This window comes from Citrobacter sp. RHBSTW-00671, assembly GCF_014103415.1.
Taxonomy (GTDB): Bacteria; Pseudomonadota; Gammaproteobacteria; order Enterobacterales; family Enterobacteriaceae; genus Citrobacter.
This window is the reverse complement of the sequence record NZ_JABXPR010000001.1, coordinates 178,325-202,845: the sequence shown is the minus strand read 5'-3', so window position 1 is coordinate 202,845 and position 24,521 is coordinate 178,325. Positions and strand designations below refer to the sequence as shown.

The following is a 24,521-nucleotide window of genomic DNA, read 5'->3' as shown; positions in this document are numbered from 1 at the left end:
AAATCTGCCCTAACCCTGGACAGTAGGCCGGGTAAGGCGTAGCCGCCACCCGGCATCCCATCTTAACGAAATCCGCCGTACGCCAGCGTCACTTCTTTTGCTGCTTTGATAGCCAGTGCGCCAAACTCGGTAACGCGGTCGTCGGTAATACGTGAGATTGGCCCTGAGATAGAGATGGCGGCGAACGGCTCGCGGTGCTCGTCATAGATGCACGATGCCACGCAGCGCAGACCCAGCGCATGTTCTTCATCATCAAACGAATAGCCACGTTTGCGTGTTTGCGCGAGATCTTCTTTCAGGTGGACGGGAGAAACCAGCGTGGCGTGAGTGTAGGCGTGTAATCCTTTGCGGTGCAGCAGGCCGGTAACCTGTTCTTCGCTCAGTTGGGATAAAAACGCCTTACCCGCGCCGGAGGCATGCATCGGCAGTTTGCCACCGATGGGAGCAGACATACGCATCAGCTGGGTACACTGCACCTGGTCGATAATAATGGCCTGATGATCGCTTTGATCCAGCACGGCCAGGTTTACTGTTTCACCGGAATCTTCCATCAGCTTGCGCAGGATCGGATGGACAATCGCCAGCAGATTACGGCTTTGCAAAAAGCTGCTGCCAACGATGAACGCATGCGCACCTACGGCCCAGTGGCCTAATTCACCTACCTGACGGACAAAACCTTGCTGCTGCATGGTGGTCAGCAAACGGTGAGTGGTGGAGTTAGGCAAGCCAGCCTGTTGCGCCAGCTCGGTCAGCGCTACGCTACCGTTGGATTCTGCAATCCACTCGAGGAGTTTCAGGCCTCGGGTCAAAGATTGAACCTGCCCGGTTGCAGGCGTAGTAGTGGCAGCGGGTTTTCTTCCGCGTTTCGCGGGGACAGTGGCAACCATGGCAGACTCCTTTTCTGTATCGTGGAAATCATTTTCGTTTTATTCAATTATAATGCAAGAATTCCTGCACTGATCGGATGAGTGAAGCTGAACATGTCTCATGTTGGCCGTTGTTCTCTTTTCCGCCTCTCAGGTTTGTGCCAGTATGACCTGTTGAGTCTTTTTCGGTCTGGTTGAGCGTTGTCGGGAGCGAGTGTGAGCAGCAAAGTAGAACAATTACGTCAGCAGTTAAATGAACGTATTCTGGTGCTGGACGGCGGTATGGGCACCATGATCCAGGGATATCGTCTGAGCGAAGAGGATTTTCGCGGCGAACGCTTTGCCGACTGGCCGTGCGATCTGAAAGGCAACAACGACCTGTTGGTGCTCAGCAAACCGGAGGTCATCGCCGCCATCCATAACGCCTACTTTGAAGCGGGCGCGGATATCATCGAAACCAACACCTTTAACTCCACGACTATCGCCATGGCGGATTACCAGATGGAATCCCTGTCGGCGGAAATCAACTTTACCGCGGCGAAACTGGCGCGCGCGGCAGCAGATGAGTGGACGGCCCGTACACCGGAAAAACCGCGCTATGTTGCGGGCGTGCTTGGCCCAACCAACCGCACGGCATCTATCTCGCCAGACGTAAATGACCCGGCTTACCGCAATATTACCTTTGATCAACTGGTGGCCGCCTACCGCGAATCCACCAAAGCGCTGGTGGAAGGCGGCAGTGACCTGATCCTGATTGAAACTGTTTTCGATACCCTCAACGCCAAGGCGGCGATTTTTGCGGTGAAAACAGAATTTGAAGCGCTGGGCGTTGAGCTGCCGATCATGCTCTCCGGCACGATAACCGATGCCTCCGGACGTACGCTCTCCGGCCAGACTACCGAAGCGTTTTATAACTCGCTGCGCCACGCCGATGCGCTGACCTTCGGCCTGAACTGTGCCTTAGGTCCGGACGAGCTGCGCCAGTATGTGCAGGAGTTGTCGCGCATTGCCGAATGCTACGTTACCGCACACCCGAATGCCGGGCTGCCAAACGCCTTTGGTGAGTACGATCTCGATGCCGACACCATGGCGGCGCAAATCCGTGAATGGGCCGAAGCGGGCTTCCTTAACGTGGTGGGCGGCTGCTGCGGTACCACGCCGGAACATATCGCCGCCATGAGCCGCGCGGTGGATGGCTTGCCGCCGCGCCAGCTGCCGGAAATCCCGGTAGCCTGTCGTCTGTCCGGCCTTGAGCCGCTGAACATTGGCGACGACAGTTTATTCGTCAACGTCGGTGAACGGACTAACGTCACCGGTTCTGCCAAATTTAAGCGCCTGATTAAAGAAGAGAAGTACAGTGAAGCGCTGGACGTGGCCCGTCAGCAGGTGGAAAGCGGCGCACAGATCATCGATATCAACATGGATGAGGGGATGCTCGACGCCGAAGCGGCGATGGTGCGTTTCCTCAACCTGATCGCCGGGGAACCGGATATCGCCCGTGTACCGATTATGATCGACTCCTCGAAGTGGGACGTCATCGAAAAAGGGCTGAAGTGCATTCAGGGTAAAGGCATCGTTAACTCCATCTCGATGAAAGAGGGAGTAGAAACCTTTATCCACCACGCGAAGCTGCTGCGTCGCTACGGTGCGGCGGTGGTGGTGATGGCCTTTGATGAACAGGGGCAGGCGGATACCCGTGCACGTAAAATCGAAATTTGCCGTCGGGCGTACAACATTCTCACCGAAGAGGTGGGTTTCCCGCCGGAAGACATCATCTTTGACCCGAACATCTTTGCGGTTGCAACGGGTATCGACGAGCACAACAACTATGCTCAGGACTTTATCGGCGCGTGCGAAGATATTAAACGTGAACTGCCGCATGCACTGATCTCTGGCGGCGTCTCCAACGTGTCGTTCTCGTTCCGTGGTAACGACCCGGTGCGTGAAGCTATCCACGCGGTATTCCTCTACTACGCCATCCGTAACGGTATGGATATGGGGATCGTCAACGCCGGACAGCTGGCAATTTACGACGACCTGCCTGCAGAACTGCGCGATGCGGTTGAAGATGTGATCCTCAACCGTCGCGACGATGGTACTGAACGTCTGCTGGAGCTGGCCGAAAAGTACCGCGGCAGTAAAACTGACGACACCGCAAACACCCAACTGGCGGAATGGCGTAGCTGGGACGTGAAAAAACGCCTCGAATACTCGCTGGTGAAAGGCATTACTGAATTTATTGAGCTGGATACCGAAGAAGCGCGTCAGCAGGCTGCGCGTCCGATCGAGGTTATCGAAGGGCCGCTGATGGACGGTATGAACGTCGTTGGCGACCTGTTCGGCGAGGGCAAAATGTTCCTGCCGCAGGTGGTGAAATCCGCCCGCGTAATGAAGCAGGCAGTGGCCTACCTTGAGCCGTACATTGAAGCCAGCAAAGAGAAAGGCTCCAGCAACGGCAAGATGGTCATTGCGACCGTGAAAGGCGACGTACACGACATTGGCAAAAACATTGTCGGCGTGGTGCTGCAATGTAACAACTACGAAATCGTCGATCTTGGCGTGATGGTGCCAGCGGAGAAAATCCTCAGAACGGCGCGTGAAGTGAATGCCGATCTGATTGGCCTGTCTGGGCTGATCACCCCGTCGCTGGATGAAATGGTTAACGTGGCGAAAGAGATGGAACGTCAGGGCTTTACCATTCCGCTGCTGATTGGCGGAGCGACCACATCCAAAGCGCATACAGCGGTGAAAATCGAGCAGAACTACAGCGGCCCGACGGTGTACGTGCAGAACGCCTCGCGTACCGTTGGCGTCGTTGCCGCGTTGCTTTCCGATACCCAGCGTGACGACTTCGTTGCCCGTACGCGTAAAGAGTACGAAACCGTGCGTATCCAGCATGCGCGTAAAAAACCGCGTACTCCGCCGGTAACGTTACAGGCCGCACGTGATAACGATCTGGCGTTTGACTGGGAAAGTTATACCCCGCCAGTGGCCCATCGCCTGGGCGTACAGGAAGTTGAAGCCAGTATCGAAACGCTGCGCAATTACATCGACTGGACGCCATTCTTTATGACCTGGTCGCTGGCTGGAAAATATCCACGTATCCTGGAAGATGAAGTGGTGGGCGAAGAGGCGAAGCGCCTGTTCAAAGATGCCAACGATATGCTGGATAAACTCAGCGCTGAGAAGACGCTGAATCCGCGTGGCGTTGTTGGTCTGTTCCCGGCCAACCGCGTCGGTGATGACATAGAGATCTACCGTGATGAAACACGGACGCACGTGCTTAACGTGAGTCATCATCTGCGTCAGCAAACGGAAAAAGTGGGTTTCGCCAACTATTGCCTGTCTGACTTCGTGGCGCCGAAACTGAGCGGCAAGGCGGATTATATCGGTGCTTTTGCGGTTACTGGTGGTCTGGAAGAAGACGCGCTGGCGGATGCTTTCGAAGCGCAGCATGACGACTACAACAAGATCATGGTGAAAGCGATAGCCGACCGTCTGGCGGAAGCGTTCGCGGAATATCTGCATGAGCGCGTGCGTAAAGTCTACTGGGGCTACGCGGCGAACGAAAATCTCAGCAATGAGGAGCTGATCCGTGAAAACTATCAGGGGATTCGCCCGGCACCGGGTTATCCGGCGTGTCCTGAACACACTGAAAAGGCCACCATCTGGGAACTGCTGGACGTGGAAGCGCACACCGGGATGAAGCTCACTGAATCATTTGCGATGTGGCCAGGCGCGTCGGTTTCCGGCTGGTATTTCAGCCATCCGGACAGCAAGTACTACGCCGTGGCGCAAATCCAGCGCGATCAGGTTGAAGACTATGCGTTCCGTAAAGGGATGAGCGTAGCGGAAGTTGAACGTTGGTTAGCGCCAAACCTCGGCTACGACGCTGACTGATTCACAAAACTGTCATCTTTCTTTACAACAAACAGGGCACTCAATGAGTGCCCTGTCTCTTTATTACGTTTAAACCCTTATACTGAAAGAACGTTCATTGTTACTGCTTGCCGGATGGCACATTTTTGTCGGCCTGATAAGCGTAGCGCCATCAGGCGGTATGTCATGGCGATGAACCTCAGGAACATATAACGATAAGGAGAACCTGATTCCGTGCTGACTCTGTTACACCTGCTTTCTGCGGTTTCTATGCTGGTCTGGGGTACACATATTGTGCGTACCGGCGTGATGCGTGTCTTTGGCGCCCGTTTACGCACTGTGCTCAGCCGTAGTGTTGAAAAGAAGCCGCTCGCCTTTTGCGCGGGGATCGGCGTGACGGCTCTGGTGCAAAGCAGCAACGCTACCACCATGCTGGTGACCTCGTTCGTCGCGCAGGACCTGGTGGCGCTTACCCCTGCGTTAGTCATTGTGCTGGGCGCCGACGTGGGGACCGCGCTGATGGCGCGTATCCTGACCTTCGATCTCTCCTGGCTGTCGCCTTTGCTGATTTTTATCGGCGTCATTTTCTTTCTTGGGCGCAAGCAGTCTCGTGCCGGGCAGCTGGGCCGGGTAGGTATTGGTCTGGGGTTGATTCTGCTGGCGCTGGAGCTGATTGTGCAGGCGGTAACGCCGATCACTCAGGCCAATGGTGTACAGGTGATTTTCGCCTCACTCACCGGCGATATTATGCTCGATGCGCTGATTGGCGCCATGTTCGCGATTATCAGTTACTCCAGCCTGGCGGCAGTTTTGCTGACGGCAACACTAACCGCGGCAGGCATTATCTCGTTCCCGGTGGCGTTGTGTCTGGTGATTGGCGCCAACCTCGGCTCCGGTCTGTTGGCGATGTTGAATAACAGTGCCGCTAACGCCGCAGCCCGTCGCGTGGCGCTCGGCAGCCTGTTGTTTAAGCTGGTGGGGAGCCTGATTATCCTGCCATTTGTTCATCCGCTGGCCAATCTGATGGATGAACTGCCGTTACCGAAATCTGAACTGGTTATCTACTTCCACGTCTTTTACAACCTGGTGCGCTGCGTGGCGATGGTGCCGTTCGCCGAACCGATGGCACGTTTTTGTAAGCGCATCATCCGCGATGAGCCGGAGCTGGATGCACATCTGAAGCCCAAACATCTGGATGTCAGCGCGCTGGACACGCCTACGCTCGCTCTGGCGAATGCTGCCCGCGAAGCTCTGCGTATTGGCGATGCGATGGAGCAGATGATGGATGGGCTAAAAAAGGTGATGCACGGCGAGCCGCGTGAAGAGAAAGAGCTGCGCAGGATGGCCGATGACATCAACGTATTGTATACGGCCATCAAGCTCTATCTGGCGCGCATGCCTAAAGATGAGCTGGCGGAAGAAGAGTCGCGTCGCTGGGCAGAAATTATCGAAATGTCGCTCAACCTCGAGCAGGCTTCCGATATTGTCGAACGTATGGGCAGTGAGATAGCCGATAAGTCGCTGGCCGCACGTCGGGCATTTTCCGTCGAAGGGTTAAAAGAACTGGATGCGCTCTACGATCTGCTGCTCAGCAATCTGCAGCTGGCGATGTCGGTGTTCTTCTCTGGTGATGTGACCAGCGCCCGCCGTCTGCGCCGCAGCAAGCACCGCTTCCGTATTCTCAACCGTCGTTATTCGCATGCGCACGTCGACCGCCTGCATCAGCAGAACGTGCAGAGCATTGAGACCAGCTCCCTGCATCTGGCATTGCTGGGCGATATGCAGCGTCTGAATTCACTGTTTTGCTCCGTGGCTTACAGTGTGCTGGAACAGCCGGATGAAGATGACGAGCGTGAGTACTAACGAGGACAGGTGAAATGTTGCCCGGTGGCGCAGTCCGGTAGGCCGGATAAGGCGTTTACGCCGCATCCGGCATCAGACAACAAATCAACTAAAAGCAGTGGCCTGCTTCAACGGCAACCGCCTCTTCACCCGCTTTAAAGATATAGGTAGTGTTCGGGCCGCCAAGCACCGCCTGACCGTTACTCACTTTGATCCAGTTACCTTCCGGCAAGCCAATCACCGTCAGTTCTGGTGCGACAACCAGCAGCTCGCGAATACGCTGTTCACGCGTTTCGCCTTTATGGCCTTCCGGCAGCGCATTGGTGAAGTGTGGGTTAATCTGCAGCGGAAACAGACCCAGCGCATCAAAACCTTTTGGATCGACAATCGGCATATCGTTGGTAGTGCGAATGGTCTGGCAGGCGAGGTTGGAACCTGCGCTCCAGCCGATGTACAGCGCACCACGTTTGACGACATCCACAATCGGCGCCAGCAGTCCGCGTTCGCGGCTCTCTTTCAACAACTGGAATGTATTGCCACCGCCAACAATCACGATGTCTGCGTTTTCTATCGCCGCAATCGGATCGGCAACGGTATGAATACCGGTGACGTTAACGCCCATTGGCGCAAAGATGGCAGCCGTTTTCGCCGTGTACTCATCCCAGGTTTGCGTCACGCCAGCGAACGGAATAAACACCGCCGTGCGGCGACCATTCAGCTGCTCAGCAATTAGCGGCAGCGCATGTTCCATCCAGCCTTTGCCCGGCAGCGTTGAGTTACTCAATAAAAGCAGTTCCATCATTTCTCCATGTAATCAGAAAATTACAAACCGCGGTAATGCTACCACTGTCAGTGTAACACCTTACTGATATGGCTCACGATGTTGGAAGTGAGGTTCTGGAAAGCGGCTCGCAGACTGGCGTTTTAATTTGGCTGAAAGCGAGATTGTTGATTTATTCTTCAGGCGGGTGATGGTGTTTTATACCTATATGGATATAATTAAGGGGGAGGGATGACGAAACCACTTTACTGGGTTGGGCATGCCAGGAAAGATCTGCAGGGAATGCCTGAACATGTTCGGGATACGTTTGGGTTTGCTCTTTGGCTGGCGCAGCAGGGTAAGCAGCATTCGCAGACTAAACCGTTAAAAGGATTTGGTGGGGCGGGGATTCTGGAAGTTGTAGAGGATTATCACGGCAACACATGGCGGGCGGTTTACACTATCCAGTTGAAAAATGCAGTTTATGTTCTGCATGTTTTTCAGAAAAAATCTGTTTCTGGGAAGGCAACGCCGAAACCCGAAATTAACTTGATTTACCAGCGGCTAAAGGCTGCACAGCGGCATGCGCAGGAGAGTGGATATGTCACATGATGTCGAAATCAGTAGCGGCAACGTTTACGCTGATTTGGGTGAAAATGACGCAGAACAGATGCAGTTGAAGGCGCAACTGGCAATGGTGATTGGTGAGATTTTGCAATGCAAAGGGTTAACACAGCAGCAAGCTGCACAAATGCTGGGGATGACGCAGCCCAAGCTTTCCAACTTATTACGCGGGCAGTTTCGCGGTATCAGTGAAGCAAAGATGCTGGAGTGTCTGGTGAAACTGGGCCGCGATGTGGAAATTGTGGTAGGAAAAGAGGGTAATGTGCAGGGCACGCTGAAAGTAAGTTTTGGCTGATTTCTCCATTCAAGCTTTAACGGTCAATCCAATACCCAGCGCCTTCATCACTGCCAGCGTGGTTTTCAGCGTCGGGTTTGTGCCAGAAGCGGACTTTCCTCTTTTGTTAAACATAGATGTTGAAACGAAACCGTTTCATGATAAATCTATAAATATAATAAGACGAGAAGGAAGAACAAATGAAAATCAGACTTGCAGTACCTGAAGAGGCAGAGGAGTGCTGGAATATAAGGAATCTTTCTATCCGGGAAGGATGTAAACCAAGTTATTGTGCCCAAGTGCTTGAGGCCTGGACGCCTGAAGCTATGCCTGAACATTACAGGGAGGTTATTACGGAAAATCCTTTCTTTGTTGTCGACCTGCCTGATGTAGGATTGGTAGCAACGGGATATCTGGATCTTACCCAAGGTAGCGTAGAAGCTATTTTTACATTGCCGGATTATTTTGGTAAAGGTTTTGCTAGCCTGATTATTGAAACGATTAAAGATGAGGCGATTAAAAGAGGGTTGAAACAGTTAACCTTGACCTCAACTGTATTAGTCGCGACTTGATCTGACATATGACCTTGAAAGGTTGAGAGTTACCGGTTTTGATATGGGTGTCGAATCCTTATACAAAACACGAGGTAACTCTCATGCTTCATACTACCAATCCCGTCATTAAACACAAAACAGGTTTGCTCAATCTGGCTGAAGAACTCAGCAACGTGTCTAAAGCCTGTAAAATCATGGGCGTCTCCCGCGATACGTTTTACCGTTATCGCGAACTGGCTGATGAAGGCGGTGTGGATGCGCTGATTAACCGCAGCCGACGCGCTCCCAATCTCAAAAATCGTACCGACGACGCAACTGAGCAGGCCGTTATTGATTATGCTGTCGCGTTCCCTGCGCATGGCCAGCACCGGAGCAGCAATGAGCTGCGTAAACAGGGCGTTTTTATCTCAGGAAGTGGTGTCCGCTCTGTCTGGCTGCGCCACAATCTTGAAAATTTCAAAAAGCGTCTGAAAGCACTGGAAGAAAAAGTGGCTCGTGAGGGGATAGAGCTGACCGACAGCCAGATCGCCGCACTGGAACGCAAAGCCAGTGATGACGAGGTCTGTGGTGAAATTGAAACCGCTCATCCGGGTTATCTGGGCTCTCAGGACACGTTCTACGTGGGGAACCTGAAAGGTGTCGGGCGTATTTATCAGCAGACGTTCGTTGATACGTACTCGAAGGTTGCACACTGCAAGCTGTATGTCACTAAAACGCCGATCACTGCAGCTGACCTGCTGAATGATCGCGTGTTGCCATTTTACGCGTCTCAGGGCCTGCCAATGCTGAGAATACTGACCGACAGGGGCACAGAGTACTGTGGCAAAGTGGAGCAGCATGATTACCAGCTTTATCTGGCAATAAATGATATCGACCACACAAAAACCAAAGCAATGTCGCCGCAGACAAACGGCATCTGCGAACGGTTCCACAGGACGATATTGCAGGAATTTTATCAGGTGGCGTTCCGCAAAAAACTGTATGGCGAACTTGGCGCACTACAATCGGATCTTGATGAATGGCTGGCTCACTATAATAATGAGCGAACCCATCAGGGGAAAATGTGCTGTGGCCGAACGCCAATGGAAACGTTACTTGATGGAAAACGCATCTGGGCTGAGAAGAATTTAAGCCAGATGTAATCTGACAGATACCTGTATAAATAACCGGTAACTGTCAGATCAGGTCTGAGCTAATACACCTCAACACCAAACGCGCAAACTTTCTACGAAAAACACGGTTTTATGTTTATCAAGGAAACTACATCCCCATCAAGACTTGCCCAAACAGATCTGCGTTGCATGGATATGTCCATCGTATTATCAGCCTAAGTTTTCTTTTGCTCTGGCAGGAAAGCTCACCAACGGAAATCTAATCGCTACGAATTCAGTACGGCAGCTTCGAAGCCTTGGGCTGACTATAACTCATATGTTCAATGTCCGTTCCTCGCTCTAAACAGACCTTCAGAAAGGCGATATAAAGTACTGCCTCTTACACTTCAATTCCTTTCTGTTTCAGCTCTTTTCTAATCACTCGTTTAATCCAGGCTGCCAACGATTCGTCGCCATCCTGCCGTTGTGCTTCTTCCATCGCTTTGCGCAGTTCCGGATCCAGACGGAATTGAAACGGGGGATTGCCTCTTCGTTCGTTCATGTGTGTTGACACCTTAATTACACAAGAGTAGTGTGAGTATGTGTGATGACACATTACTCTCACACACCAAAAATGACAACGCCCCGAAAGTGCGGGAACACGATCAGGGCGTCTAACCACAACATTATACGAGGTAATGCTATGGCTGATGCTAATAGTACCACTAACGCCTGTTTTGCGTCTTCTTCTCCCATTTCACAGGCCAATCTGCTTTATTTTCCACTCGCCGAGGCGTTCCGCAATCTTGATTGCAGCCATCTCACCACCGAAGAAAATCTGGCGCTTTCGTTTGGCTGCGAAGAGGCGCTGGCGGGGTTGTACCAGACGCTGAATTTTATGGGCGAAAGCCTGCTGACCATGGCGGGTGAAGGTCAGGAACATTTTGCGTATGAGAGCATATGCCAGTTAGGACACAGTCTGGTAAACATCAGCCAGTTGATTCCCGCGCTGGCGCAGTTGGAAGCGAAAGCTGACCAGCAATTGTTTGCTGTTGCATAGTACCTAAAATAAACAGAGCGCCCATCCCTGGCGCTCTGTTCCTGCTTTTTTACCCCGCCCGAGCAAATTCTGCCGCTTCGGCGATCAGCGCGTCATCCGGACGTACGCCGGTGTACATGGCGAACTGCTCTACGGCCTGTAAGGCAATCACCTCTGCACCGCTGATGGTTTTTTTACCCAGCTTTTGCGCCAGCTTAATCACCGGTGTTTCCGGCGGCAGGGCGACCACGTCAAACACCACGCTGGCGTTAGCGACCATCGCTTCGCTGTAGGCCAGCTCATCGCTCTCTTTACCGTTCGCCATACCGACGGGCGTCACGTTGACCAGAATATCGCAGGCAATCCCTTCCGGCTGGGGTTGCCACTGAAAACCGTACTGTTTTGCCAGCGCCGGGCCGCTCTCCCGGTTACGGGCAGCGACGATGACATCGTGAAAACCGGCATCGCGAAACGCGGCAATGACTGCTTTACCCATTCCACCGCTGCCGCGGATCATGACGCGTGCGCGGTTATCAAGCTGGTGGCTGGCAATCAGGCTTTTTACCGCAATGTAGTCGGTGTTAAATCCTGTCAGCGTGCCGTTGTCATTGACGATAGTGTTGACGGAATCAATGACGCTTGCGGAAGGATCGATGGCATCCAGAAACGGCATGCAGCGCTCTTTAAACGGCATCGATACCGCACAGCCGCGGACCCCGAGTGCGCGAACGCCTTTCACTGCGGCCTCAATATCCTGCGTAGTAAAGGCTTTGTAGATAAAATTTAACCCCAACTTTTCATATAGATAGTTGTGAAAGCGTGTGCCGAAGTTGCCGGGGCGACCGGCAAGCGACATGCACAACTGGGTGTCGCGGTTAATCATGTTAAATCTCCTCGGCGTGAGATAATACGTACTGCTCGGCTTCCTGCGACCAAATCCCCTGATGTCGTTCCAGGATGTCACGCAAGGCCGGATCGTCAATCTGCGAGAGCGCGGTTAACGGTAACGCTTTGCCGGTATAGACCAGCTTTTTCCCGCCGCCGACCTTTGGCAGTTCCAGCGTTGTTTCACCAGCCGCATTCAGCCCCAGAATGTGCGTCACCACTTTTGCCGCCTGAACTTTCTTCTCTTCGATCAGTTTTACCGCCGCACGCATATCGTCGGTATTGCCGCCAGATGTCCCAACGTAATGGGTGAAAGCATAATGCACATCGTAGAAGTTAATCGGCGCACTGAACTGCTTATCCTGCGGGCCGGCAAAGAAATTCATGCAGCCATCGGCGGCCAGCAGGGAAGAGGCCAGTGTGACCAACTGTTCATTGGGCACAAACACAAAAATGTCGTCAAACCCGTGACCGCCGCTCAGCGCCATCAGCGTGTCGTAAGCTGCATCCTGGGCGTGGAGATAGTGGATCAGCGTTTGTGGCTCAGAAGGATAGTGTTTGCGGGCGTAGCTCAACTTGTCGTTATTGGTGTCGGTCACTACCAGCAGCGCCGGATTGACCGGGCCGTGCAACGCGTAGTCGATCGCCAGCAGCCCCATTGGCCCGGTACCGCCGAGGATCAGCGTGCGCCCCTGCGGACGAATGCCCATCTTATGGTTATAAGTGCCTTCCTGCAGATGATAGTTGGCATTGAATGCGCCAATCACGCAGGAAAGCGGCTCAACCAGCGAGCCTTCAAAATAGGTTTCACCTTCGTAGGCCAACAGGCAATCCTGCGCCATCACCTCATTGGGAATGACAACATGCGTGGCTTCTCCGCCCACCCACGGGAAGGAGTAGCCGGGGCAGTCCGGGCGATCCGGCAGTTGCAGGTTAGCCTGAATAACATAGCGCTGACCGGGCTGAAATTTGTGCTGCCATTTTTTCCCCACGGCAATAATATCGCCGCAGAATTCGTGGCCGATGATGATCGGGTTGGTGGCCACATCGTCTGGTACCTTTTTGTGGTTCTCACCCTGGTTAGCCTCTTTCCAGGAAGAAAGGCACAGGCTGTCGGTCACGACCGAGGCCAGAATTTCATCGTCCTGCATTTCAGGAAGATCGAAGGTTTCCAGGCGCAGATCGCGTTTACCATAAAGGCGTAAAGCTGTTGTTGTTTGCATTGTTACCACCTCTTCCTCTTTCGAGGACAATTTGTTGACGTTGCCCCGACATCGCCGGGGCGGAAAAATCAGGACAGGAAGCCCAGCGCGTTACCGATAATCCCCAGTGCAAACAGGGCGAAGATCAGCCATACAGGATTAATTTTCTTGTTGAGTAGCCGCACCATCAGCAGCGTCAGACCCAGCGCCAGCAGGCCAGGGCAGAGCTGATCGAGTATGTTCTGCACGGTCATGGTGACGGTGGTACCGTCTGCGCCTGGCGTTTGCGATACCACCAGCGGCACGTTGATGCTGGTCCACTTGGTGACCAGCACCCCCATGACAAACAGACCAAGAATTGATGCCCCTTCGGTCAGTTTTTGCAGCAGGTTGCCGCCCATGTCGCTGACGATATTGACCCCTTTACGAAAGCCAAGCTGTAAGCCGTACCACTTCATCGCCAGACGTACTGCGTTGAAAATAAAGAAGAACAACAATGGGCCGAGAATGTTACCGGACAGCGCCAAAGACGCGCCGAGCGCGGCAGTAATCGGGCGTAACGTTCCCCAGACCAACGGGTCGCCGACGCCGGCGAGTGGGCCCATCAGCCCGACTTTGATGCCATTGATTGCGCCGTCGTCAATTTCGGCGCCGTTGGCGCGGGCTTCTTCCATCGCGGCGGTCACGCCAATTACCGGGCCACACACGGCAGGTGTGGTGTTGAAGAACACCAGGTGGCGTTTGAGCGCCGCGACCTGGTCTTCCTTCAGCGGATACAGGCGCTTAATGGCTGGGATCATGTCGTAGCAAAAGCCCAGTCCATGAATACGTTCAAAGTTGAATGACGCCTGTTGCAGGTTGGAGCGAACAAACATGCTAAACAGGTCGGATTTGGTCAGTTTTTTCTGTTCCATGGTCGGCTCCATTAGTCATCAAGCTGATCGAGAGCTTGAGAAGAGGCGGCTTGCGCCTGCGGTTCGGCTTTACGCCACTGCGGGTTCAGCTGGATGTAGACCAGCGCGATAATCACGCCCACGCCACCGAAAGCCAGCAGACTCAAATCGAGATAACCCCCGGCGATAAACCCGAGGAAGAAGAAGGGCATCAGGTACTTCACGCCCATCATGCGCAGCACCATGGCGTAGCCGACCACCACGATAAAGCCACCGGCAATCTGCAATCCGCGGGTGACGAATTCCGGAATGGCGTTGAGCATATTGCTGACCATATCGGCGCTGACAAACAGTGAGACGATTAATGCAGGAATGGCGACACGCAGCGCCTGTACGCCGAGCGCGGAAACGTGGAGCATATCGATGGTGCGAAAGCGGGCGTCTTCCGCGGCTTTATCCGCCGCATGCTGAAATACCACAGTGATGGTGCGAGCGAATACCGTCAGCACCTGCCCTGCCGCCGCGACCGGCAGGGCGATGGCGATACCGGTGGCGATACTCTGTTGCCCGACGATGACCAGAATGGCGGAGATAATACTGGCGAGCGCCGAATCGGGGGACTGCGCGGCACCGACGTTCATCCAACCCAGAGCAATCAACTCCAGCGTGCCGCCGAGCATAATCCCGGTTTTTAAATCACCAAGGATCAGGCCGATAACGGTACAGGCGATGAGCGGGCGGTGGGTCTGGAATTCATCCAGCACGCTGCCCATTCCGGCAATACAGGAAAATATAAATATGGCGATAATTTGTAGGGTACTAATTTCCATAATTTGTCACCTTAAGGGTATAACGATCCCTGCCTGTTACGGCATATTTCTACAGGCGCTATTTATTATTCGCTAACGGACTGCTCTTTTATTCTCTCAAGAATATTAATGGCGGGGTCGGAGGCAACGACGCGTAAATCCAGTTTCACTCCCAACTGATCCAGTTGGTGAAAAGCATTAATATCGTCATCATCTAAAGAAACGGCTTTGGTTAATTGTTTTTTACCCGGTCGCCAGGCCATGCCGCCAATATTTAAGCTGGCGATTTTTACCCCTTGCTTTACCATGGCCAGCGCATCCTGCGGACGGGTAAAGAGATAAAAAACGGTTTCATTCTGATATTGCGGATTATGATAAACCGCCACCGCCTTTTCGATATTCACGACGTTGACCTTCATCCCCGGCGGGGCGGCCTGGCGTAATAATGTTCGGCGAACTTCATCGTTATAGACCTCATCATTGCAGATTATAATCCGCTGGGCGTTTGCCACTTTCGACCAGACGGTAGTGACCTGGCCGTGGATCAGGCGGTCATCAATACGGGCAAGGGTAATGTTCATCAGAAATCCTCTTCGGTCGTTGCCAGATGCTGCCAGACAACGCAGGTTTGTTGAGCAATGGTCGTCAGGTGTTCGCACAGTTCATCCACATTCATACTGCTCTGGTTGTCAACCAGCTCCAGTGCCAGCGGCAGCGACAACCCGCTGATGACCCGTATCGCCGGGTTTTGCATCGCCAGCGTCGCGGCGGCATTCCATGGACTGCCACACTGTAGATCGACGGCAATCAGCCATTCATCATTAGTGTGAACGCTTACTAACTTTTTCAGCTTTGCCACGATGTCGCTGGCGTTCTCGCCGGGGACAAATGCCACCGCTTCAACGTTGGCGTCGCCGTAGACCATTTGCACCGATTCCAGCATGGCGCAGGCCAGTTTGCCGTGGGCGCAGAAGATTGCATTGACCATAAAACCTCCTTAGCCGCGCGTTTTACCGCCCGCAATGTTAGTGGTTACTCCGGTGATGTAGCTGGCACGCTCGGACAACAGATAACAAACAAAATCAGCAACTTCGCCCAGACGTCCTGAACGTCCAATTGGGATCGCGTTCTTGGTGTAGCCCTCGCGCAGCTGCTCGACGGTGATATTGCGGGTCCAGGCCAGCGCTTCTTCATACTCGGGGGTGCGCAGCCCGGTTTTTTCCAGAATGCCAGGCGCAATACCCACCACACGAATGCCGTGTTTGCCCAGTTCTTTCGACCACGAGCGGGTAAAGCTATTCAGCGCGGCTTTGGTCGCGGCATAGCAGCTCTGACCTTCAGAACCTTCCAGTCCGCTTTCTGAAGAGACATTCACAATCACGCCGTCATGCTGTGTTACCATCTGGCGCGCTACCGCTTGTGACATTAAAAAAACGCCTTTTTGGTTGATGTTGACCATTTTTTCAAAAGCAGCTTCGTTGAGTTCATATTGCCCGGCCGGGGCTTTTTCATCGACCAGCAGACGTGGGAAATTAACCCCCGCGTTATTCACCAGCCCATCAATACGGCCGAAACGCCGGATGATTTCAGCAACGGTGTGGCTGACTTCTTTGGCGCTGGAAATATCCGTCGGCCAGAAATGATATTTGCTGTGGTCGGTATATTTACCATCGCCGCCATGAATATCTGCCATTTGCACGTTAGCACCTTGCGCTAATAACTCTTCAACAATGGCCAGGCCAATTCCTGATGCGCCACCGGTAACAATAATGACTTTATCCTGCAGATTTAACCACGTTTGCATAATCAACTCCCAATTTCAGATAAGGGGACCCTGCATAAAGTAAATTATGTCAGGATCAATTCGAATATATTTACTTCAACAGTAATTCAGCGGTATCACTGTTAGTGACTAAACCGTTAATATAATTTCCACGCAATGCACCAAGTATTCCACTCAGTTTTTCTTCCCCCATGGCAATGCCGATGGAGTAACGCGCCTGCTTTAATTTATTGGTTTCGATCGAGAGTGTTTTTTCACTCATACTGGTCTCTACCGTCACGCCGTCGATATCATAAAAGCGCGAGCAGATATCTCCGGCGACATGGCGGGCATGCAGGTCATCACTCTCTTCGCTGCCGTAAAAGGCGTGCCAGTTGGCACCGTCACGGATCGCCGGGGAGCCAATGCCGACCAGCGCGACGTCCAGATTATCCCAGTAGGCGGAAATCGACCGGAAGTGCCGGGACTGCATAATCCCGTTACGGATCAGCGGGTTTTCCAGCAGTGCCGGGAAATCGGCCAGGTGCGATTCACCCTTGAGCTTTGCCGCGGCGCCATAGGTCAGCGTATTGACGTGGTAACGGCTTTCAAGCTTGCCGGAGGGGCCGCCGATAATCGGCACACAGATCAGCTGGCGCGACTGGCTGGCGGGGGATAACCCTTCGACCAGTCCCCGAACGGCGCGCCCCCATGAGAAGCCGATAATATCGCCGGGTTCCAGTAAGCGCTCCAGCAGCTGTGCACCGTGCACACCCATCATCGCAAGTTGTTCGTCTTCCTGTTCGCTGTCACAGGAGACCACCACCGCTTCTTTCAGGCCAAACTTCTGTTTTAGCTGCTGTTCCAGCCACAGGTTCTCGTTGAAGTCGTAATTAATGGCAATGGTAACGATGCCTGATTCGCGGCCACGTTTTAGCAGGCGGCTGATCGTGGTGCGATAAATTCCCAGCTCGCGGGCGATTTGCGCTTGCGTCATATCCTGTTCGTAATAGAGCTGCGCTATTTTTACGATCAGGCGGATATCATCGCTGTTTTCCGTTGCCATCTTTGGACTCCTGCACATTTGTGCAAATCACTATATTGTCTTCTTGATCTGATATAACCCCATCGATGGCCCAGTTCAAAGTAATTTTCTCTTCTTTCAGCGCCATGAACCGGCAGTTTGTGTTGCACATTTGATGTGCCGATAGCGCGTTGTCGGCACATATGTGCTTATTGATGTAATGCCTTGATTCTGTGTATTTTCGTGCAACAAAATTGCAGGCATGGGTTGCGTACACTTTTGTGTCGAAAGGTGTGGCGGATCACAAATAGCGTCCGGGCGTGAGAACACGATTATTTTTTATCGCCCGCAAGGTAGGGTATATTTCGCTTTTAATACACAAAGTCCTTCAAGTTGTATCAAGGCGGCAAGGGAGCGAATCCCTGGGAGCATAGAGTGCTATGTGACCTGGGTGAGTGAGGGCCGCCAACGCAGAGACAGCCTGAAGGATGACGTGTATACAGGAGAAATTATGCTGCCCGACTCATCCATCCGATTAAATAAATACATCAGTGAAAGCGGAATCTGCTCGCGTCGCGAGGCAGATCGCTTTATCGAACAAGGGAATGTCTTCCTGAATGGCAAACGCGCCACCATTGGCGATCAGGTGATGCCTGGCGACGTCGTAAAAGTAAATGGTCGGTTGATTGAGCCGCGTGAAGCGGAAGATCTGGTTTTTATTGCGCTGAATAAGCCGGTAGGGATTGTCAGCACCACCGAAGACAGCGAACGCGACAACATTGTTGATTTTGTTAACCATAGTAAACGCGTGTTCCCAATTGGCCGTCTGGACAAAGACTCTCAGGGCTTAATCTTCCTGACCAACCACGGCGATCTGGTGAATAAAATCCTGCGCGCCGGTAACGATCACGAAAAAGAGTATCTGGTGACGGTTGATAAACCAGTCACTGATGACTTTATCCGTGGGATGGGGGCCGGTGTGCCAATCCTCGGCACCGTCACCAAAAAATGTAAGGTGAAGAAAGAAGCGCCGTTTGTGTTTCGCATTACGCTGATTCAGGGGCTGAACCGTCAGATCCGCCGCATGTGCGAGCACTTTGGTTATGAAGTTACTAAGCTTGAGCGTACGCGTATCATGAACGTTGGTCTGTCAGGCCTGCCGCTGGGTGAATGGCGCGATCTGACGGATGACGAACTGATCGGTCTGTTCAAGCTGATTGAGAACTCGTCCTCAGAAGCCAAACCGAAGGCCAAAGCAAAGCCAAAAACCGCAGGCATTAAGCGTCCGGTGGTGAAAATCGAAAAATCGGCGGAGAAAGAGAAATCGCGCCCGGCGGCAAACGGTAAGCGTTTTACCTCGCCGGGGCGTAAGAAGAAAGGGCGTTAACGTCTGCCGCGCGTCGGCGTATTCGCTGACCAGGAAAACGATGCTTCTGCATCCGGTTTATAAGCCTGCTTTTTCTTCAACTGGCGGGCTTTTTTAGCTTCTGCTTCGCGCAAAACCATCAGTTTATCGATGTACTCTTTCTTGATGCTGTTGGTCTCAGCGTTGGTCAGCAGCCGACCATGTGCAATGCGTGCGCGGTCGAGCAGCGTTTTCAGTTCACGCTGTTCGCGTTCGGTCATCTCTTTTTGGGTAATGCGGGGGAGTGCCATAAGGGTGCCCTCTGTTAGCCGTTATCCTCAGTGTACGGTAATCCGGAACCCGCTGATAGCGTCACGCATTGTATTATTCAGCAATACGTAATTTTCCGTCGAAGTCCTGCTGTGTATAGCCCGTTGTTTTGAATCGCTTATCTGTGATGATGTTATCGATCTCTTTTAACGTAGCGATACACATCACACCGTCCTGGCCAAATTTTGTATGGTCGGCAAGAATTACCGACTTTTTACTCATAGCAATCATTGATTTGGCAACATACGCTTCGTCAAAGCTTTTCACCAGCACACCATGTTGAGGCGAAATGCCACCCGCGCCGATGAAGCAGATATCTGCGTGAATGGTGTTTATTTGCTGACAAACGGAGACGCCGAGATTGGCGCGGAAATGGTAGTCATATTCACCACCTAATACATAAACCCGCGCTTTAAGATTATGTTCTTTGATTTTATCGGCAATTAAGGCTGAATTGGTAATAACGGAATAGGCCAGGGGAGGTAATTGTTCGGCCAGAATAAGATTGGTTGTGCAGGAATCAATGAATAGAGTATCGTGCTCGCTGACCATCCCGGCGGCAAGTTTACCAATTGCCATTTTTTCTTCGCGGTGTATATCAATCCGCGCGCCAAATTCATCCTCCTGAACAACCTGCTTTTTGACGGCGCCGCCGTGAATCTTGGTAATTTGCCCTTCAGACTCCAGAATGGAGAGATCGCGGCGAATGGTCTCTGATGTGACGTTTAGCATTTCCGATAATTTGATAACCGTCACTTCACCGAATTTATTTAATTCATCGAGGATATGTTTTCTTCTTTTAATCGGGTTCATTATTTTCCGCCAACGTCGTGCTTTGGCGCATGGTAACTGGATGTGCAGAGCAACGCAACCACTCCAACGCACAGACAATACCCTCATCGTCATTAGAGGCCGTTACATAGCTGGCTTGTCGTTTTACTGCCTCAGGCGCATTCCCCATTGCAATACCAATGCCGGCGGCAGAAAGCATACTGATATCGTTTTGTTGGTCGCCAATCGCCGCAACTTTCTCGGCTGTTATATTGAGCTGTTGCATTAACATGTTCACCGCATAACCTTTATTTATTTCGCTACGTTGGATATCAATGTAATTCTCCCCAGTGATAGTCGCTGTATAGCCATAAGGCAATTTATTATTCACTTCTGTACACAGCGCATTTATTTTTAACTGCTCAATAACGAGTGTGATTTTATAAATATCCTGGCGGTTTAAAATATTACCGGGTGCTGCAAAAATAAGGGGTAATTCAAATAAACGGGCTTCATACGTTGTCCATGGCGCTACCTGTTGGTCGTAACGATGATAAATAGCATCGGCGCTAAAAAAATGATGAGGACAGAGGGAAAGCGCAATATGTCGGTCAATATCCCGAAGATTCATACAAGAGAGCGCCGCAGTATGAATATTGCGCTGCTGCGTTATCTCGAGGATCTGACCTCCGTTGAAGCCTGCGCACCAGCCAAACAGCGTACTAACCTGCTGCTGCTGTAGCAGGCGCATCATCGAGGAGACCGGTCTGGCGGAACAGGCGGCCAACAGGCCACCGCGCTGGTGGAATTCAACGAGTGCCTGACGTGTGCGTGGACTGATTGTCTTTTGCGATGTCAGTAATGTTCCATCCAGATCGGTGACCAGTAACATGCTGCTTTTCCCTTAATATCAATGCGCAATAAACGGTGTGACAGCCTCTTTGGCGGCGCTGCAGACCATATTGTCGATTGCCGTACCGACGACCAGAATATTGACCCCGGTATCCTTAAACGCTTTGGCATTGGCGAGGTTAATACCGCCTTCTGCCAGCGTCGGTACGTCCACTGCGCCAACTAACGCCCTCAGGCGATCTTTGATGGCCTGCGGAATATCGCCCGCGGCTACGCCTTCGTAACTCATGCCGGTCATCAGACCAATCATGTCGACGCCAATCTCCTGCATCCGTTTTGCTACGCTGGCGACCTCTTCCGGCGTGCGCGCAGGAATACCAAAGGTATGCAGGTCATCCGGATGCCCAATATAAGCATCAACGGTCAGGCCATACTGATGGGCGAGATTAACGATGTCCTGCAGATCGTCCCAGTCGGATTTGTGGGTGTGTAAGCCATCGGCACCCGCACGGGCAATCTCCAGTATCTCGGTTTCGGTGAGTGGGACCGGTAACGTTTCGGTAAAGCCACCTGCGATACCGACGGTAATGAAGATATCCTCAGGAACCACATTACGCACGCCATGTACTGCTTCGGCCATCTGGCTGTTAGTGATTTCGTGGCGGATTTGTTCCGCCGCGTGCATGTTGCTCACCCCCTTATGCCCACGCGCCAGCGCCAGTGCGGGATGGTTTGGTTCAAGCAGCTTAACGCCCGCCTCACATACTGCTTTCGCCAGGCGCGCATCGTCGCCGGTTATCCCTGTGCTGAGGATGGTTTGCCCGCCGTGCAGCGTGATGGCATCTTTCACTTTCTGTAACGCTTTAGCGCGTTTTTTATTCATATCGCCTTTAAACATGGTGTACCTCTGGTGTTGGTGCATTAATTAATGGGCTGACGCGGTAGAGTCTTTCTGTGCGACAGCCTTAAAACGGTTGGCAACAATGGTGGAAATACAGGTCAGGCCCATGACGGTAACCATCACAATCGCCATTTGCAGCGCATTGCTGGACAAAAACGGGGAGGCGAAAGCAGGGACATAAGCCACGCCTTTGACGTTAAAGAAACCCAGCATCATGCCGCCCAGACCGGCCCAAACGATCGCTGAACCAAAGACAATTTTGTTGGCAAACATGAACGGATAGGCCGATTCAACGAAGGTCCCAAAGCCGAGGTTGATAAGCAGGCCGGGCGTCGCGACGGCTGCTTCGCTTTTTTCTCGTGGTGCGATGACGTTAGCCAGGTTGATTCCGGCAGCAACCATCACCAGGCCCACCATATCGACAGCACCGAGGAAGCTGACACCGGATTTTTCCATTTCCAGCAGTACCAGCGGCAGGATGACTGCGTGATAGACGCCCCCCAGAATAGCTGGCCAGATAACCAACCCAGCCAGCAGGCCGGCAAGGATAGGGCTGAAGGCCAGCGTGCTTTCGATAGCCAGTTTGATGTAATTACCTGCTGACAGCGCCAGCGGACTCAGCAGATAGTGCATGATTAACCCAGCGGCCAGGCCTGAGATCCCACCCGCAACAATGTTGACGGTGGTCATCGGGAAGCGCCAATTCAGGCATAGTTCAAACAGCCAACGAACGAAAATCCCGGCCATCAAACCACCGATGATCCCGCCAATCAGACCGCCTTCGACGGAAAGCACCCCGGCGACCACCCCGGCAACAATTGAGACTTCATCCAGTTCCGAAATTTGTTTTGCTGCGAGAACCGCAACTAAAACCGGCAGGCCCTTCAGCAGAATTTCAAAGATATCGTTGAGTTTTTCCAGGCCAGGGATGTGACTGAGTGCGAGCACGATAGCCATGGCGATAAAGCCCGGCAGCGCAGGGATCATAATGCTGCGAATATTGAAGCGCTTAAGCAGGCTTTTTCCAGAACCGCCCTGTGCAGGAGAAGCACTTCCCAACTGTGGTTTATATTTAACGCCCCAGTGCTTACACAGCGATGCGATGAAGGAGACTGCGCGGGTCCGGCTGGTGGTACCCGTCGTGCCCGAGGTTGCGATGACATTTGCCCCTTTTGCCGCGACCAGCGCCATTGAGGTGCCGCCAGTGCCAACAATCGGTGTTTTCATCTCAACAGCTGCGGCAAAGACAGCCTGGTTGGCTTTCACCGGATCGGCGCTCATCACGATGATCCCGTCGATCTCACCGTTACGGATCATTTCAGCAATCCTGCAATCGCTCTCAACGACCGAATCGTTCACTTCGGAAAGTTTGCCCTGAAATATCCTTTGTGGTTTTTGTTGGTTTTCTGTGGTTAGTGCAAATACAGACGCCGGCGTGTGGGGTTTGGCAGCATCCATTGAAGCTTCTGCCGCAATGAACTGTACGGCAGCAACGTCCACACCTGCGGCTTCGCACTGCTGGTAAATTTCCTGGAGTAGCTTTTCTGGTTCAGCGCCACCCAGGTTGTAGAGGTTGCCTCCACTGCTTCCAATAATCGCAATTTTTTTCATAGCGGCCTCGAAGATAGGGTAAGGGTTTATCTGTGTTGTAGTGAAATCATATTCCCAATTAAAACAAACTAAATCAACATGCGTAAAATGAATTAACTTGATCTCAAAACAAGTTTATTTATGTATTTATTTGAAATATAACAGTTAAATAATTATTTTGTTTTGTGTTGATATTTGTTGTTTTGTGATGGGGTTCAAATGCGGATGGGGAGAAATGGAGGATGCTTCCTCCATTTATGAAGATTAGTGTTGTTTTACTGCGTGCGGTTTCTCTTCAATCGGCTTACCGGACCAGTAGCCTGCCAGCAGCGAACCGGAAAGGTTGTGCCAGACGGAGAACAGCGCGCCGGGTAGGGCAGCGAGCGGGCCAAAGTAGATTTTGCCCAGCGCAGCGGCAAGCCCTGAATTCTGCATGCCCACTTCGATAGCCAACGTACGGCAGGTTGACTCGTCGAAACCAAACAGTTTTCCGCCCCAGTAGCCGCCAAGCAGGCCAATGGTGTTATGCAGGATCACGGCGATAATCACCACAAAACCGACGGAGGCAATGTGCGCGGCGGAACCTGCCACGACGGCGCTGATGATTGCCAGAATGCACACCATAGAAAATGCGGGCAGATACGGCTCCACGGCTTTTACGACGCGTGGGAACAGATGGTGAATGACCAATCCCAAAGCAATCGGAATGACCACGATCTGCAGGATACTCAGCAACATACCCATCACATCTACCTGGATATGCGCATCGACATACAGCCGTGTCAGCAGCGGGGTGGCGACAACGCCGACCAATGTTGAAACCGATGAAATAGTCACAGAGAGCGCCACATCGCCTTTCGCCAGATATATCATAACGTTTGATGCCGTTCCGCTGGCGACGCTCCCGACCAGCACCATCCCTGCAGACAGTTCCGGCGGCATATTAAATGCCAGCGCTAAAATCCATGCGGCGAGCGGCATCACCAGATAGTGCAGGAAAATACCTGCCGCGACCGGTGCGGGACGTGAGAGTACGCGTTTAAAGTCATCCACCTTCAGGTGAACGCCCATGCCGAACATGATCAGCATCAGTAATGACGGCACGAATGGTCCGACGGGCGTAAAGGTGGAGGACGTGTAATACGCAATAACAGAGAGCAGCAGCGCCCATAACGGGAACAGCCGCGTGAGAGTAGCGAGCATGTTATATTCCTTGCGATTGAAATGT

At 52.5% G+C, this 24,521-nt stretch carries 25 protein-coding genes; 8 read left to right on the top strand and 17 right to left on the bottom strand.

From position 1 onward, the window contains the following. Positions 1 to 62: 62 nt before the first annotated feature. Positions 63 to 887, bottom strand: a complete 825-nt coding sequence (iclR, locus tag HV261_RS00990) for a glyoxylate bypass operon transcriptional repressor IclR (protein ID WP_137381219.1) — start codon at positions 885 to 887, stop codon at positions 63 to 65. Positions 888 to 1,082: 195 nt separating this feature from the next. Between iclR and metH the strand changes: the two genes are divergently transcribed. Together metH and HV261_RS00980 are read left to right on the top strand one after the other, a co-directional pair. Then, on the top strand, positions 1,083 to 4,766 hold the full coding sequence (metH, locus tag HV261_RS00985) for a methionine synthase (protein WP_202037200.1): 3,684 nt from the start codon (positions 1,083 to 1,085) through the stop codon (positions 4,764 to 4,766). Positions 4,767 to 4,979: 213 nt separating this feature from the next. After that, on the top strand, positions 4,980 to 6,608 hold the full coding sequence (locus tag HV261_RS00980; protein WP_061067006.1) for a Na/Pi cotransporter family protein: 1,629 nt from the start codon (positions 4,980 to 4,982) through the stop codon (positions 6,606 to 6,608). A gap of 88 nt (positions 6,609 to 6,696) precedes the next feature. Here the strand turns inward: HV261_RS00980 and pepE are convergent, their stop codons facing one another. Next, a complete protein-coding gene (gene pepE, locus HV261_RS00975) occupies positions 6,697 to 7,386 on the bottom strand; it encodes a dipeptidase PepE (protein ID WP_202039640.1) in 690 nt (229 codons plus the stop codon). Positions 7,387 to 7,599: 213 nt separating this feature from the next. Here pepE and HV261_RS00970 point away from each other — a divergent pair, with 213 nt between their 5' ends. From HV261_RS00970 to HV261_RS00950, 4 genes are all read left to right on the top strand, one after another. Further along, a complete protein-coding gene (locus tag HV261_RS00970) occupies positions 7,600 to 7,959 on the top strand; it encodes a type II toxin-antitoxin system RelE/ParE family toxin (RefSeq protein ID WP_202037199.1) in 360 nt (119 codons plus the stop codon). Continuing rightward, positions 7,949 to 8,266 (top strand): helix-turn-helix domain-containing protein, encoded by a 318-nt coding sequence (locus HV261_RS00965; RefSeq protein ID WP_202037198.1) that lies wholly within the window; start codon positions 7,949 to 7,951, stop codon positions 8,264 to 8,266. Before HV261_RS00970 ends, HV261_RS00965 begins: the two co-directional genes overlap by 11 nt. 179 nt (positions 8,267 to 8,445) lie before the next feature. Then, on the top strand, positions 8,446 to 8,817 hold the full coding sequence (locus HV261_RS00955; RefSeq protein ID WP_202037197.1) for a GNAT family N-acetyltransferase: 372 nt from the start codon (positions 8,446 to 8,448) through the stop codon (positions 8,815 to 8,817). An 83-nt stretch (positions 8,818 to 8,900) separates the two neighbouring features. Next, positions 8,901 to 9,941 (top strand): IS481 family transposase, encoded by a 1,041-nt coding sequence (locus tag HV261_RS00950; protein ID WP_202037196.1) that lies wholly within the window; start codon positions 8,901 to 8,903, stop codon positions 9,939 to 9,941. A 349-nt stretch (positions 9,942 to 10,290) separates the two neighbouring features. Here HV261_RS00950 and HV261_RS00945 read toward each other — a convergent pair whose 3' ends face one another. After that, positions 10,291 to 10,452 carry a phage protein gene (locus HV261_RS00945; protein ID WP_003841416.1) on the bottom strand — a complete coding sequence of 54 codons (162 nt, stop codon included), beginning with the start codon at positions 10,450 to 10,452 and terminating at the stop codon, positions 10,291 to 10,293. A 141-nt stretch (positions 10,453 to 10,593) separates the two neighbouring features. On the opposite strand from HV261_RS00945, the gene HV261_RS00940 reads away from it, so the two are divergent. Then, positions 10,594 to 10,950 carry a hypothetical protein gene (locus HV261_RS00940; RefSeq protein WP_202039639.1) on the top strand — a complete coding sequence of 119 codons (357 nt, stop codon included), beginning with the start codon at positions 10,594 to 10,596 and terminating at the stop codon, positions 10,948 to 10,950. 49 nt (positions 10,951 to 10,999) lie between these two features. Here the strand turns inward: HV261_RS00940 and HV261_RS00935 are convergent, their stop codons facing one another. From HV261_RS00935 to HV261_RS00900, 8 genes are all read right to left on the bottom strand, one after another. Next, entirely contained in the window at positions 11,000 to 11,812 is an 813-nt protein-coding gene (locus HV261_RS00935; protein WP_202037195.1) for a shikimate 5-dehydrogenase, read from the bottom strand. A gap of 1 nt (position 11,813) precedes the next feature. After that, positions 11,814 to 13,037: a zinc-binding dehydrogenase gene (sorE, locus tag HV261_RS00930; RefSeq protein WP_202037194.1), complete on the bottom strand. Its 1,224-nt coding sequence runs from the start codon at positions 13,035 to 13,037 to the stop codon at positions 11,814 to 11,816. 68 nt (positions 13,038 to 13,105) lie between these two features. Then, a complete protein-coding gene (locus HV261_RS00925; protein WP_003031641.1) occupies positions 13,106 to 13,930 on the bottom strand; it encodes a PTS system mannose/fructose/sorbose family transporter subunit IID in 825 nt (274 codons plus the stop codon). 11 nt (positions 13,931 to 13,941) lie between these two features. Further along, on the bottom strand, positions 13,942 to 14,739 hold the full coding sequence (locus HV261_RS00920) for a PTS mannose/fructose/sorbose transporter subunit IIC (protein ID WP_202037193.1): 798 nt from the start codon (positions 14,737 to 14,739) through the stop codon (positions 13,942 to 13,944). Between the two features lie 65 nt (positions 14,740 to 14,804). Beyond that, the gene (locus HV261_RS00915; RefSeq protein ID WP_202037192.1) at positions 14,805 to 15,299 is read right to left on the bottom strand and encodes a PTS sugar transporter subunit IIB; all 495 of its coding nucleotides are present in this window, start codon (positions 15,297 to 15,299) and stop codon (positions 14,805 to 14,807) included. After that, positions 15,299 to 15,706 (bottom strand): mannose/fructose/sorbose PTS transporter subunit IIA, encoded by a 408-nt coding sequence (locus HV261_RS00910; RefSeq protein ID WP_202037191.1) that lies wholly within the window; start codon positions 15,704 to 15,706, stop codon positions 15,299 to 15,301. The genes HV261_RS00915 and HV261_RS00910 overlap by 1 nt, the downstream gene beginning before the upstream one ends. A gap of 9 nt (positions 15,707 to 15,715) precedes the next feature. Continuing rightward, complete coding sequence (locus tag HV261_RS00905; protein ID WP_202037190.1) at positions 15,716 to 16,522, bottom strand: SDR family oxidoreductase; 807 nt, start codon at positions 16,520 to 16,522, stop codon at positions 15,716 to 15,718. Between the two features lie 70 nt (positions 16,523 to 16,592). After that, entirely contained in the window at positions 16,593 to 17,546 is a 954-nt protein-coding gene (locus tag HV261_RS00900) for a sugar-binding transcriptional regulator (RefSeq protein WP_202037189.1), read from the bottom strand. A gap of 469 nt (positions 17,547 to 18,015) precedes the next feature. Here HV261_RS00900 and rluF point away from each other — a divergent pair, with 469 nt between their 5' ends. Then, positions 18,016 to 18,891, top strand: a complete 876-nt coding sequence (rluF, locus tag HV261_RS00895; protein ID WP_137381201.1) for a 23S rRNA pseudouridine(2604) synthase RluF — start codon at positions 18,016 to 18,018, stop codon at positions 18,889 to 18,891. Here rluF and yjbD read toward each other — a convergent pair. The 6 genes from yjbD to panS form a co-directional block, all read right to left on the bottom strand. Continuing rightward, positions 18,888 to 19,160: a YjbD family protein gene (yjbD, locus tag HV261_RS00890; RefSeq protein ID WP_137381200.1), complete on the bottom strand. Its 273-nt coding sequence runs from the start codon at positions 19,158 to 19,160 to the stop codon at positions 18,888 to 18,890. The two genes, rluF and yjbD, sit on opposite strands and share 4 nt — an antisense overlap. A gap of 73 nt (positions 19,161 to 19,233) precedes the next feature. Next, positions 19,234 to 19,992: a DeoR/GlpR family DNA-binding transcription regulator gene (locus HV261_RS00885; RefSeq protein ID WP_202037188.1), complete on the bottom strand. Its 759-nt coding sequence runs from the start codon at positions 19,990 to 19,992 to the stop codon at positions 19,234 to 19,236. Then, positions 19,979 to 20,842 (bottom strand): Cof-type HAD-IIB family hydrolase, encoded by an 864-nt coding sequence (locus tag HV261_RS00880; RefSeq protein WP_202037187.1) that lies wholly within the window; start codon positions 20,840 to 20,842, stop codon positions 19,979 to 19,981. The genes HV261_RS00885 and HV261_RS00880 overlap by 14 nt, the downstream gene beginning before the upstream one ends. An 18-nt stretch (positions 20,843 to 20,860) precedes the next feature. Continuing rightward, the gene (locus HV261_RS00875) at positions 20,861 to 21,700 is read right to left on the bottom strand and encodes a beta/alpha barrel domain-containing protein (RefSeq protein ID WP_202037186.1); all 840 of its coding nucleotides are present in this window, start codon (positions 21,698 to 21,700) and stop codon (positions 20,861 to 20,863) included. Positions 21,701 to 21,727: 27 nt separating this feature from the next. After that, positions 21,728 to 23,314, bottom strand: coding sequence for a PTS sugar transporter (locus tag HV261_RS00870; protein WP_202037185.1), 1,587 nt, complete (start codon positions 23,312 to 23,314; stop codon positions 21,728 to 21,730). A 243-nt stretch (positions 23,315 to 23,557) separates the two neighbouring features. Then, entirely contained in the window at positions 23,558 to 24,496 is a 939-nt protein-coding gene (gene panS, locus HV261_RS00865) for a ketopantoate/pantoate/pantothenate transporter PanS (protein ID WP_202037184.1), read from the bottom strand. Positions 24,497 to 24,521 lie beyond the last annotated feature (25 nt).